11 protein-coding genes are annotated in these 12,336 nt (G+C 71.9%); 8 read left to right on the top strand and 3 right to left on the bottom strand.

Annotated features, from left to right (window positions below; genetic code table 11):
• Window positions 1-74: 74 nt before the first annotated feature.
• Window positions 75-1,166: an ROK family transcriptional regulator gene (locus Y09_RS13230; RefSeq protein WP_082358837.1), complete on the bottom strand. Its 1,092-nt coding sequence runs from the start codon at window positions 1,164-1,166 to the stop codon at window positions 75-77.
• 189 nt (window positions 1,167-1,355) lie between these two features.
• Here Y09_RS13230 and Y09_RS13225 point away from each other — a divergent pair, with 189 nt between their 5' ends.
• From Y09_RS13225 to cls, 7 genes are all read left to right on the top strand, one after another.
• Window positions 1,356-2,663 carry an MFS transporter gene (locus tag Y09_RS13225; RefSeq protein WP_053918144.1) on the top strand — a complete coding sequence of 436 codons (1,308 nt, stop codon included), beginning with the start codon at window positions 1,356-1,358 and terminating at the stop codon, window positions 2,661-2,663.
• 327 nt (window positions 2,664-2,990) lie between these two features.
• Window positions 2,991-4,124, top strand: a complete 1,134-nt coding sequence (locus Y09_RS13220) for a PLP-dependent aspartate aminotransferase family protein (protein WP_010551150.1) — start codon at window positions 2,991-2,993, stop codon at window positions 4,122-4,124.
• Between the two features lie 38 nt (window positions 4,125-4,162).
• Entirely contained in the window at window positions 4,163-4,999 is an 837-nt protein-coding gene (locus Y09_RS13215; RefSeq protein WP_053918143.1) for a transporter substrate-binding domain-containing protein, read from the top strand.
• A gap of 6 nt (window positions 5,000-5,005) precedes the next feature.
• Entirely contained in the window at window positions 5,006-5,671 is a 666-nt protein-coding gene (locus tag Y09_RS13210; RefSeq protein ID WP_053918142.1) for an amino acid ABC transporter permease, read from the top strand.
• A complete protein-coding gene (locus Y09_RS13205; RefSeq protein ID WP_053918141.1) occupies window positions 5,658-6,431 on the top strand; it encodes an amino acid ABC transporter ATP-binding protein in 774 nt (257 codons plus the stop codon). Before Y09_RS13210 ends, Y09_RS13205 begins: the two co-directional genes overlap by 14 nt.
• A 205-nt stretch (window positions 6,432-6,636) precedes the next feature.
• On the top strand, window positions 6,637-7,533 hold the full coding sequence (locus Y09_RS13200) for a Bax inhibitor-1/YccA family protein (protein ID WP_053918140.1): 897 nt from the start codon (window positions 6,637-6,639) through the stop codon (window positions 7,531-7,533).
• Window positions 7,534-7,643: 110 nt separating this feature from the next.
• Window positions 7,644-9,128, top strand: coding sequence for a cardiolipin synthase (gene cls / locus Y09_RS13195; RefSeq protein ID WP_053918139.1), 1,485 nt, complete (start codon window positions 7,644-7,646; stop codon window positions 9,126-9,128).
• Window positions 9,129-9,195: 67 nt separating this feature from the next.
• Here the strand turns inward: cls and Y09_RS13190 are convergent, their stop codons facing one another.
• Together Y09_RS13190 and Y09_RS13185 are read right to left on the bottom strand one after the other, a co-directional pair.
• Window positions 9,196-9,993, bottom strand: a complete 798-nt coding sequence (locus Y09_RS13190; protein WP_053918138.1) for a hypothetical protein — start codon at window positions 9,991-9,993, stop codon at window positions 9,196-9,198.
• 34 nt (window positions 9,994-10,027) lie between these two features.
• Window positions 10,028-10,957, bottom strand: coding sequence for a hypothetical protein (locus tag Y09_RS13185; protein ID WP_010551157.1), 930 nt, complete (start codon window positions 10,955-10,957; stop codon window positions 10,028-10,030).
• A gap of 226 nt (window positions 10,958-11,183) precedes the next feature.
• On the opposite strand from Y09_RS13185, the gene Y09_RS13180 reads away from it, so the two are divergent.
• A complete protein-coding gene (locus Y09_RS13180; protein WP_053918137.1) occupies window positions 11,184-12,059 on the top strand; it encodes a bifunctional hydroxymethylpyrimidine kinase/phosphomethylpyrimidine kinase in 876 nt (291 codons plus the stop codon).
• The last annotated feature ends 277 nt before the right edge of the window (window positions 12,060-12,336 follow it).

Here is a 12,336-nt window from a genome sequence, read left to right as displayed (position 1 = left end):
CTCCCTCCGGGCCGCCCCCTCCCTCCGGGCCGCCCCCTCCGGGCCGACGCGTCACTCCGGGCCGGCCCGCCGCGTCACTCGGGGCCGACGAGCACCTGCGGCAGCCCGTACTCGTGCTCGAGCACCTCGCAGGCCGCACCCACGGCGATCAGGTCCGTGCCGCGGGTGGAGAGCATCACCTCGACGTGCACCCACGGCTCGTCGCTGAGCCCGGCGGTCAGCGCCTCGCGGATCGCGTCCATCGACGCCTCGTGCTGCTCGTGGACGGTCCGCCCGCCGAGCACCACGCGGTCCACGTCCACCAGGCGCACCAGGTTCACCACCACCTCGGCGAGGATGCGCGCGGCGAGCTCGTCCTCCCCCCGCTCGAGCGCGGCCCGGTGCTCCCTCTGCGCGCAGCCGCGGCGGCCGCAGGGGCAGGGGATCCCGTCCATCCGCACCACGGTGTGCCCGATCTCGCCGGCGTGGGAGTGGGCGCCGCGCACGATCTGGTCGTCCAGGCACAGCGCCGCCCCGAGCCCGTCCTCGACCAGCAGCAGCGCGGCGTTGCGGAGCAGCCCGGGCTGGGACCAGGCCTCGCCCACCAGCGCCGCACGGGAGTCGTGGTCCAGCAGCACCGGCATGCCGAGCTCCTCGGCGAGCAGGCGGCGGATCGGCGCGCCCCGCCAGGGATCGGGGTCGGAGGTGCCGCGGTAGACGCCCTCCTCGCCGTCGACCGGGCCGGGCATCCCGACGCCGACGCCGAGCAGGAGCCCCGGGCCGACGTCCTGCAGCGCGCGGGCCTCGTCGGCGAGTGTGGCGACCAGCTCGGGCACCGGCTGGAGGCGGCCGATCTCGAGCTCGCGGCGCTCGAGGATCTCCCCGGTGAGGTCGACCACGACGGAGTGGAGCCGCGAGCGGGTCAGGTGCAGCCCGATCGCACGGCGTGAGCCGGGGACGATCTCGTACAGGGTCGTGGGCTTGCCGGGGCCCGAGGTCACGGTGCCGGCCTCCTCGACGAGGCCGCGCTCCATCAGCCGCGCCAGGATCTTCGAGATCGCCTGCGGGGTCACCTGCAGCTCCTGGGCGAGGCCGGAGCGGGAGACCGGGTCGCCGCGGCGCGCGACGGCGAGGACGGCGGCGTCGTGCGCGCCCGCCATGCGGTCCAGCGGGGTGGTCGGTCTCACCCGGCCATCCTCGCACGCCACGACGCTGTGACCGGCGGGTAACGCGCAAGGGAGGGGTGCCGCGACCCGGTGTGATCCAACAGATCCCCGCCACCCCCTTGACCTAACGCAACAGCGTTTGCTTATTCTGTGCGTCGGGTCGATGGAGCCCGTCCCCGCCCGCCCGCTCCCGACAGCCGAGGTCCCCTCATGACCCTCACCCGCGCCCCCCGCCCCGCGTCCACCGAGCTCACCCCTGCTCGCCGCCGCCTCGCCCTGCTCGCGATCGCGCTCGGCGGCTTCGGCATCGGCGGCTCCGAGTTCGTCTCCATGGGCCTGCTTCCCGGCATCGCCCACGGCCTGCTGCCCGAGATGATGGCCGCCGACCCCGAGGGCGGCATCGCCCGCGCCGGCATCGCGATCACCGCCTACGCGCTCGGCGTCGTCGTCGGCGCTCCCGCCCTGGCGCTCCTCTCGGTGCGCTGGAGTCGCACCACGATGATCATGCTGCTCGCGATCGCGCTCGCCGTCGGCACCCTGCTCTCCGGCGTGATGCCGACCTTCGAGCTCACCGTGCTCGCCCGCTTCGTCGCCGGCATTCCGCACGGCGCCTACTTCGGCGTCGCCTCGCTGCTGGCCGCCTCCCTGATGGGCCCCGGCAGCCAGGGCAAGGGCACCGCGCTCGCCCTGTCCGGGCTGACCGTCGCGAACCTGATCGGCGTCCCGATCCTCACCGCCGTCGGCCAGGCGGCCGGCTGGCGCTTGGTCTACCTGCTGCTGGCCGGTGTGTTCGTCGCGACCTTCGCAGCCCTCTACCTGACCGTCCCGCACCAGGAGAAGGCGATCGGCCGCCGCATGCTCGACGAGCTCGTGGCCCTCAAGCGCCTCCAGCTGTGGATCGTCATCGGCATCGCCGCGGTCGGCTTCTCCGGCGCCTTCGCCGTGTTCAGCTACGTCGCCGACATCACCACCCAGGTCACCGGCGCCCCCGAGAGCTCCGTGCCGTGGGTGCTCGCCGCCGCAGGCCTCGGCATGACGATCGGCAACGTCGTGGGCGGCGTGACCACCGACCGCTCCCTCAAGGGCACCCTGCTGATCGGCTTCCCGCTCTACATCACCGCGCTCGTGGTGCTCTTCGCCGTCGCCCACACCTCGCTGACCGCGCTGATCATCGCGTTCTTCGCGGCGAACCTGGTGAACTCCTCGCTGAGCCCCGCGATGCAGACCTGGATGATCCGCATCGCGCACCGCTCCGAGCTGCTGGGCGCCTCGATGAACCAGGCCGCGTTCAACGTCGCCAACGCCCTCGGCGCGACCCTCGGCGGCGCCGTGATCGCCGCGGGCTTCGGCTACGAGGCGCCGATGGTCGTCGCGATCGTGCTGGCGAGCACCGGCTTCGCCATGGTCGTCACCACGCTGATCGCGCTGAAGGTCCGCTCGCGCCGCACCCTGCAGGTGCTCAGCGAGCACGAGGAGACCATCACCGGCTCGATCCCCGTCGTCCCGGCCGGCGTCTGAGCGCGGCGGGCGTCCCGTCGGCGCCCGACCTCGCCGGACTCCCGCCGCAAGGGCCCGCGACCATCACGGTCGCGGGCCCTCGCGCATCCTCGGGGCCGACGGCCGCCGCGTGCGCCGTGTGCGCCGGACCGCCGGGTCGGCCCCGCAGCCTGCCGTGGGGCCGAGGCGCGGCTCGGCGGGAACGGGTCCCACGTCCCTGCCCATAAAACAATGTTGGGCGTAACATCGGCTCCACTTGGGCTTCACAGTCGTTCATCCCACCTGGCCGCCGGGGAGGCGGCGACCTAGTGTGACCGCATCCCCGACGTCCCCCTATGAGGAGCTGCCGTGCACATCCAGACCGCCGCCGTGCACACCCTGCGCGATTTCGAGCACGGAGCGGTCGTCCCGCCGGTGCACCTGGCCTCGACCTTCGAGCTCGACCCCGCCACCGAGGACGGCGCCTACGCCTACCAGCGCGGGGCGAACCCCACCCGCGCCCAGCTCGAGCAGGTCCTCGCGGCGCTGGACGGCGCCCGCCACGGCTTCGCCTTCGCCTCCGGCATGGCCGCGACCGCCGCCTCGCTGTCCACCCTCGAGGTCGGCGACGAGGTGATCCTCCCCGCGAGCGTCTACGGCGGCACCTATCGCCTGGTCGACCTCGTGCTGCCGGGACGGGGCATCACCGGCCGCTTCGTCGCGGACCTCGCCGAGCTCACCGACGAGGACTTCACCCCCGCCACGCGCGCCGTCTTCGTCGAGACCCCCGCGAACCCGACCCTGCGCATCACCGACCTGCGCCGCATCGTCGAGCTCGCCCACCGCCACGACGCCCTCGTGATCGTGGACAACACCTTCATGACGCCCGTGCTGCAGAAGCCGCTCGCGCTCGGCGTCGACATCGTCGTGCAGTCCGCCACGAAGTACCTCGCCGGCCACTCCGACCTCCTCGCCGGGGCCGTCACCACCGACGACGACGGGCTCGCCGACGCGCTCCGCCTCGCCCAGAAGGCCCAGGGCGGGGTGCTCGGCCCGCAGGACTCCTTCCGCCTGATCCAGTCGATCAAGACCCTCCCGCTGCGCCTCGAGCGCCAGCAGGCGAACGCCGAGGCGATCGTGGAGCATCTTCGCGGTCACGAGCGCATCGCCCGGGTCTGGTACCCCGGCTCGCACAGCGAGGAGGAGGCGCGCCTGCACGACGCCCAGGCCACGGGCCGCGGCGCCGTGCTCTCCTTCGAGCTCGCCGACGGTCTGGACCGCGTCGCCTTCCTGCGCGCCCTGCGCTACCCGGCCTACGCGGTGAGCCTCGGCGGCGTCGAGTCGCTGATCTGCCGCCCCGCCACCATGACCCACGAGGCGATGACCCCCGAGGCCCAGGCTGCGGCGGGCATCAGCACCGAGATGCTGCGCCTGAGCGTCGGCATCGAGGACCTCGCCGATCTCCTCGAGGACCTCGACCAGGCCCTCGCCGCCGCCGGCTGACCCGCCCCCGACCGCTCCCCACCGCAGAGGACATCACCATGAGCCCCGCCCCGCGCCCCACCCGTCGTCTTGCCCTCGCCCTCGGCGGCACTTCCGTGCTCGCCGTCCTGGCGGCCTGCAGCTCCGAGGGAGGCTCCGGTGCCTCCGACGGCGGCGGCAGCGGCGAGGACGTCCTCGCCCGCATCCAGGAGAGCGGCACCGTGCGCATCGGGCTCGAGGGCACCTACCGCCCCTACGCCTTCCACGACGGCTCCGGCGAGCTCGTCGGCTTCGAGAAGGAGATCGCCGATCGCCTCGCCGAAGGACTCGGGGCGACGCCCGAGTACGTCGAGACCGAATGGGACTCCCTCATCGCGGGGCTCGACGTGGACCGCTACGACCTCGTGGTCAACAACGTCGGCATCACCCCCGAGCGCGAGGAGGTCTACGCCTTCTCCGAGCCCTACGCCCGCTCGATCGGCCGGGTCGCCGTGCCCGCGGACTCCGAGGTGCAGACCCTCGCCGAGCTCGACGGCGCCCGCAGCGCCCAGACCGCGACCAGCAACTGGGCCGCCCAGATGGAGGATCTCGGCGCCGAGATCGTGCCGGTCCAGGGCTTCGCCGAGGCGATCGAGCTGGTGCTCCAGGGGCGGGCCGACGCGACCGCGAACGACCTGATCTCCTTCCAGACCTACCAGGAGGAGCATCCGGAGGCGGACTTCCGTCTCCTCGACGAGGAGCTGCCCGACGAGACGACCGTCGGCGTCATCATGCAGCAGGGGCAGGAGCCGCTGCTGACCGAGGTGAACGCGATCCTCGAGGAGATGAAGCAGGACGGCTCGCTCACCGCCATCTACGAGGAGTGGGTGGGCCAGGACATCACCCCGGAGGGCTGAGGCGCCGTGCCCCGCTTCCTCGAGCTGTGGATCGAGTCCCTCCCGCGGCTGCTCGCCGCGCTGGTCCAGGTCACGATCCCGCTGTCCCTGCTGTCCTTCGCGATCGCGCTGGTGATCGCGGTGCTCGTCGCGCTCGCGCGCCTGTACTCCCCGGTGCCGCTGAAGGCCGTGGCCTGGGCGTACGTGCAGGTGTTCCGCGGCACGCCGCTGGTGGTGCAGCTGTTCATCGTCTACTTCGGGCTCCCGGGCATCGGCATCGAGCTCGCAGCCTTTCCTGCGGCCGTGATCACGCTCGCGCTGAACACCGGCGCCTACGCCTCGGAGGCCGTGCGCGCCTCGATCCTCTCGATCCCGCGCGGCCAGTTCGAGGCGGCGAGGTCCCTGAACCTCTCGCGCGCGGCGACCTTCCGCCGGGTCGTGGCCCCGCAGGCGATGCGGATCGTACTCCCGCCGCTCGCGAACGACTTCATAGACCTGGTCAAGGGAACCAGCCTGGTCTTCGCGATCACGCTCATCGACCTGTTCCAGGTGGGCCGGCAGATCGCGGCGACCACCTACGAGCCGCTGATCATGTACACCCTGGTGGCCCTGATCTATCTCCTCGTGGTGTCGCTGCTGAGCCTCGGGCAGAATCAGCTCGAGAGGAAGGTGTCCGCCCATGTCCGCGCCTGAGAACGCTCCCGACGCCCGGCCGCCGCTGAGCGTGGCCGGCCTGCGCAAGACCTTCGGGGAGCTCGTCGCCCTCGAGGGGGTCTCGCTGGAGATCGAGCGCGGCACCACGACAGTGCTGCTGGGCCCCTCGGGTTCGGGCAAGTCCACTCTGCTGCGCTGCCTGAACCTGCTCGAGCAGCCCGATGCGGGGACCCTCGACCTGGGCGACGGCCCGATCGACGTGGGCGGCAGGCTCCCGGCCCGGACCGTCCGGCAGATCCGCTCCCGCTCGACGATGGTCTTCCAGCAGTTCAACCTCTTCCCGCACCTGACCGCCCTCGGGAACGTCACCCTCGCCCCGATCGAGAACCTGGGCCTGGACCGGGCGGAGGCCGAGACGCGCGGGCGCGAGCTGCTGGGGAAGGTGGGTCTCGCCGACAAGGCGGAGGCCTATCCCGACCGGCTCTCCGGCGGCCAGCAGCAGCGCGTCGCGATCGCCCGGGCGCTGGCCATGGACCCCGACGTGCTGCTGTTCGACGAGCCGACCTCCGCGTTGGACCCCGAGCTGGCCGCGGAGGTGGTCGCGGTGCTCTCCGACCTCGCCGCTGAGCACCGCACCCTCGTGGTGGTCACCCACTCCCTCGCCTTCGCCCGACGGGTCGCGGACCGGGTGGTCTTCCTCGAGGACGGGCGGATCCTCCAGGACGGCAGCCCGGAGGAGTTCTTCTCCAGCGCCGACGAGCGCCTGCGCCGCTTCCGCGAGGTGATCAGCTCCGTCTGAGTCGGCGGGGCCCGGCCTGCACGAGAAGCGCCGGCACGGGCGAGGAGCGGCGCGGCGACGGCCCCGAGCGCGGGTCACGCTTCGCTCACGGCGCAGAGCGCGCCCAGGTGGATCTACGGAACGCCCGTTAGACTGGGCGGGTCGGTCCGGTGGACCCTGTCGAGCTCCGCCGTCGACCCCCGATCATTCCCACGTGAGGAGTCACATGGCACGCCACAACATCGTGTTCGGCCGTGACCAGGCAGTGCAGCAGGGTGGCAGCGCGTACAGCGGCCCCCGCTTCGGCCAGGGCGCGCAGACCGGACCCGCTTCCGACACACAGTGGTCCTCCGGCTTCGGCCAGCAGGGCGGCGACCAGCTCGAGGCGATGTACGCCCGCCCGGCCGCCACCGGTCACGACACCGGTCGCATGACCATGCGCGATGCGCTCAACGCCATCAGCGCGACCCTCGGCGTGATCATCGTGGTCGGCTTCGCCGTCGCGATGATGCCGCTCGCCCTCGGCCTCGTCGCCGGCGACCAGGGGGTCCAGGCGGGTCTCGCGCTCACCGGCGTCGCGACCCTCGTCGGCCTGATCGGTGGACTCGTCCTGTCGCTGGTCAACATCTTCAAGAAGCAGCCCTCGCCGATCCTGGTGCTCGCCTACGCGGCGTTCGAGGGCATGTTCCTCGGCGGGCTCAGCGGGACGATGGAGTTCATCTACCCCGGCATCGCGATGCAGGCCGTGGTCGGCACCCTCGCGGTGGCCGCCACCGTGCTGGTCCTCTTCCGGGTCGGCATCCTGCGCACCTCCCCCCGCCTGAACAAGATCTTCATGGTCGCGATGGTCGCGTACCTGCTGTTCGGGCTCGTGAACATCGGCTACCTGCTGCTCTCCGGGCAGAGCCTGCGCGACGGACTGCTGGGCCTGGTCATCGGCGGCCTCGCCGTCGTCATGGCCTCCTACTCGCTGGTGATGGACTTCGAAGACGTCCAGCGCTCCGTCGAGGCGGGCACGCCGCGGAAGTACGCCTGGCGCCTCGGCTTCGGCATCGCCGTGACCATGGTGTGGCTGTACGTCGAGGTGCTGCGGATCCTGATGATCCTGCGCGGCAACGACTGACGCCACCGCGCGGCGCCGCCGGCGTCGCACTCCGTATGCTGAACGGCGGGCCCCTCGGGGGCCCGCCGTTCCGCCTTCCGGGGACCCGACGTTGCAGGAGGAGACCGCCGATGGGACTGTGGCAGTGGGTGCTCGACAACTGGGCCCTGGTGTGGACCTATCTCTACGTCGGCATCGATGTCGTCCTGCGGCTGATCAGCCTCGTCGTCGTCCCCCGGAACCGTCGGCCCGGCTCGGCGCTCGCCTGGCTGCTGGCGATCATGGTGCTGCCGATCGTCGGCTTCCCGCTGTTCCTGCTGCTGGGCCGCTCCCAGCTCCCGAAGCGCCGGCTCGCGAAGCAGAAGGCCGTGAACCGGCTGCTGCGGGTGCGGGCCCACGAGATCCCCGACAGCGAGCTCGACGAGGACGCGCCCAGCTGGCTGCAGTCCGCCGTGCAGCTGAACCGCGAGCTCGGTGCCTTCCCGCTGACCGGAAAGAACTCGGCCGAGCTAGAGATCGACTACGACACCTCGATCGCGCGGATGGCGGAGGACATCCGCACCGCGCACGAGAGCGTCCACGTGCTCTTCTACATCATGGGCCTCGACGAGGTCACCGAGGACTTCTTCGAGGCGCTCGCGGAGCGGGCCGACGCCGGCGTGACCGTGCGGGTGCTGTACGACCACTGGGGCGCGGTCAGCCACCGCGCCGTGTACCGCGCGATGCGGCAGAAGCTCGACGCCCATGGCATCCAGCACGCCCCGATGATGCCGATCCGTCTTCTCCGCGACGGCGCCTTCCAGCGCCCGGACCTGCGCAACCACCGCAAGATGGTCATCGTCGACGGCGAGATCGGCTGGATGGGCAGCCAGAACCTCATCGCCGCCCACTACGACAAGCCCGCGAACATCCGCCGCGGCCGGCACTGGCAGGAGACGATGGCCCGTTTCCGCGGCCCGATCGTCTCGGAGCTGAACCTGCTGTTCGCCTCCGACTGGTACTACGAGTCCGACGAGATGCTCGACGAGCAGACGCTGGTGAGGCCCTCGCCGGACACCTCCGGCACCTACGAGTGCCAGCTCGTGCCCAGCGGCCCCGGCTTCGTCGCGGAGAACAACCTGTTGCTGTTCAACCAGCTGTTCTACTCGGCCACCCGGCGCATCGTCGCGGTCTCGCCCTACTTCGTGCCCGACGAGTCGATGCTCTCGGCCCTCATCACCGCCGCGCGGCGCGGGGTCGAGGTGGAGCTGTTCGTCTCCGAGATCGGCGATCAGTTCCTCGTCTTCCACGCCCAGCGCTCCTACTACTCGACGCTGCTGGATGCGGGGGTCAAGATCTGGCTCTACCGCGCCCCGACGATCCTGCACGCCAAGCATGTCACGATCGACGATTCGGTCAGCGTGATCGGCTCCTCCAACATGGACATGCGCTCGTTCCTGCTGCAGATGGAGTGCTCGCTGATGGTGGGCGGCACCGACTTCATGGAGAAGATGCGCGAGGTCGAGCACACCTACCGCTCCCGCAGCCGGCAGCTGACGCGCGAGGAGTGGGAGTCCCGGCCCCGCGTCATGCAGGTCATCGACAACCTCTGCCGCCTCGCCTCCTCCGTGGTGTGAGGGAGGGCCCTGACCGAGCGGCGGGCCCGATGCGAAGGGGCGGCGGGCCCGCGGGCAGGGGAGGAGCTCAGGCGACGCCGGTGAGGGACTCCAGGGCCTCGGCGGCGGCCTCCTCGTGCTCGGCGACGCCGACCGCGGTCTCGAGCATGAACACGCTCGGACCCTGCGGGGTGTCCAGCACGATGACCGTCAGGCTGGTCGCGGAGGTCTTCTCCATCGGGGCCTTCGCGAAGTTCACGGTCGCAGTGGTGCGATAGCCGGGAAGGCCCGCGATCGTCACCGGTTCGGTGACCTGGTCGTCGAGCGTGCGCCCCTCGGTGTCGCCCCAGATCGACGCGGCGAAGTAGCACGCGACGATCTTCTCGGAGGCGACCTCGTTGCCCGGGTACTCGATGCCGGGCTGCCACTCGACGGCGCCGACGAACATCCCCGAGTACCAGCCGTCCTCGACCTGCGCGTAGGCGCCCTGGGCGTCGTTCACGTACGCGACGCCGCGGGGCGTCTGCCGCTGGTCGTAGACCGCGGGCGGGATGAACTGCAGGCCCCCGCCGCGCAGCTTCCCGGAGGGGTTGTCGCCGGCGCGCTCCATGGTCTCCGGCTGCCAGCAGCGCTCCTCCTCGACCTCGCCCGTCGGGGTCGCCGACGCGCTCGCCGAGGCGCTCGACGGGTCCGTCGCGGGCGTGGTCCCGCCGGAGGAGGGATCGCCGCCGTCCCCGCGGAGCACGAGATAGCCGATCGTCCCGCCGACGATCAGCAGGAACACCGCGGCGAAGGCGATCCCGCCGATCAGCAGCGGCGTCGCCCGGCCTCCGCCCCCGCCGGAGGTGGAGGGCTGGGTGAAGGTGAACTGCGGTCCGGTGTGCACGGCTGCTCCTGCAGGGGTATCGGGACGCGGTCGGTCACTCGACGACGTCGAGGCTCGCGATGATGTCCTCGAGGTTCTGGACATGCTCGGGCTGGTCGGCGGCGACGTCGCTGGCCAGGGCGCTGGGGCCGTTCGGCGTCTCCACGACGATCGACGTGACGATCGAGGCGCTCGAGGTGTCCAGCACCTCGGGGTCCTCGAAGTGGTATGTGGCCTGGACGATCCAGGCGGCGGTGCCGTCCACCGTCATCACCTCGGAGCGGTAGTCGGTCACCTCCGGGTGCTCGCCGAAGTGGGAGACGACCCCGGAGGTGGTCGCGTAGCACTGGAAGATCGCGACGGCCGCGGCCTCGAGACCGGGATAGCCGCCCTCGTCCTCGGGGAAGGTGACCCGGCCGAGGTTCACGACGCTGTACCAGCTGCCCTCGACCCGTCGGCCGTCGGCCGCGAGCTCGGTGAGATAGGGCAGGGAGTGGACGGCCCAGCCGTCGCCCCAGCCCTCGGGGCTTGTGTACTCCAGCCCGCCGCCGCGCACCTTGCCGGCGCCGGAGGGCTGCGGCGGGGTGGTGTTCTGCGGGACCGTGCACTCGGTGGTGGGGGCCTGGGTGAAGATCGGCGGGGGAGGGGCGATGTCCGGGTCCTCGGGATCGGGAACGTACTCGGACTGGCCCTCGGCGCTGCGGGGCCCGGTCGAATAGGCCGACGGGTCCGGATCCTCGAGCACGGAGCGGAAGACGGTCTGGGAGAGGATCAGCGCCAGCACGAGCAGGATGACGACCGAGCCGCCGATCACGGCGATCATCGTCAGCCGGGTGCGGTGCCGGGCGCGCTCGCTCGGCTCGCCGAGGGTCGCCGGCCCGTGGTCCTCGCCGAAGTCGGGGAGTCCCGTCGGGGAGGACGAGGAGGCGAAGTCGGGCAGGGGGGCGCTCTCGGGCACACCCTCGCCGTGCGGCTCCTGCGTCATCGGCACCTCCCCTGTCCCGGGCCCTGTCCCCGGTCGCCTCCCGGCGGGGTCCCCGTGACCCCCGTCCGGGGGAGATTGTCCCACGACCGGGGGAGATTGTCCCACGACCGGGCGCGTCCGCCGGGCATCCGGGCCGCCGCGTCCCGGCAGGGGGATGCCAGGGACGGTTGGTACTCTCCGCTCACGGGTCACCCGGGACCCGGTCCACTCGTCGGATGGAGATCGCATGCGCCCGCCCCTCGTCCTGTCCATCGCCGGATCGGAGTCCGACGGCGCCGCCGGCGTCCAGGCGGACCTGAAGACCTTCACGGCGCTGGGCTCCTACGGTGCGAGCGCCGTGACGATGGTGGTCTCCGCGTCCCCGCAGGGCGTGCGCGGGGTGCACCCGCTGCCGCCCGAGGTGGTGCGCTCCCAGATCGACGCGGTCTCCGAGGAGCTGCTGCTGGACGCGACGAAGATCGGCTCGCTGGGCAGCGCCGCCGTGGTCGCCGAGGTCGTGGCCGCGCTGCGTGCCCATCGTGAGCGCTTCGGGACCGTGGTGCTGGATCCGGTGATGGTCAGCGCCGACGGCACGGCGCTGATCTCGGCGGAGGGCGCCGCGGCGATCGAGCACGACCTGCTCCCGCTCGTGGACGTGCTGGTGCTGACCATGAGGGAGTCCGCGCAGCTGCTGCGCCGGGCGGTGGCGACCTCGATCGAGGAGATGCGCGAGCACGCGCTCGCGCTCGTCGCGAAGGGGCCCCGGTCCGTCCTGATCACGGGCGGCTCGCTCCCGGGCGACGAGGTCGTGGACGTGCTGGTCCATCCCGGCGGCACGGATCTGCTGCGGGCGCAGCGGATCGAGGGCCGGGCGCTGCGCGGAGCGGGCACGACCCTGTCGGCCGCGCTGACGGCCCAGCTCGCACGGATCGCCGAGTTCGACCGGGCGGGGGAGCTGCAGGAGATCGGCGAGTCGGGCTCGGACGACGACATGCCCACGATCGTCGCCTCGGCGCGCGAGTTCGTGGCGAGCGCGACCGAGAACGCGCAGGACTGGCGCCTCTCCCGCACCGCCGGCGGCCACGGCCCGGTGAACCACCTCATCACCCTCGGCAAGGACTGAGCGACGTACTGGTGAGGGACGAGCCGGTAGGAGCTCGGTCGAGGGGAGAGGGACTGAGCGACGTACTGGTGAGGGACGAGCCGGTAGGAGCTCGGTCGAGGGGGAAGGACTGAACCGGACGCAGCGCGCGGCCCGTCCCGCTGCTGTCGGCCCGGCGCCGCATCCGGCCGCGCCCGATTCCCGCTCGCTGTCATCCCCTGCACCGTCGAGACATGGTCGAGTGCTGGCGTACGGCGTACCACTACGCCTATATGGCGGTGTCAAGCGGTCAGTGCAC

Source organism: Brachybacterium sp. SW0106-09, assembly GCF_001293905.1.
GTDB classification, from domain to species: Bacteria; Actinomycetota; Actinomycetes; order Actinomycetales; family Dermabacteraceae; genus Brachybacterium; species Brachybacterium conglomeratum.
The sequence above is the reverse complement of the archived record's forward strand: the minus strand, read 5'-3'. Positions and strand labels throughout refer to the sequence as shown.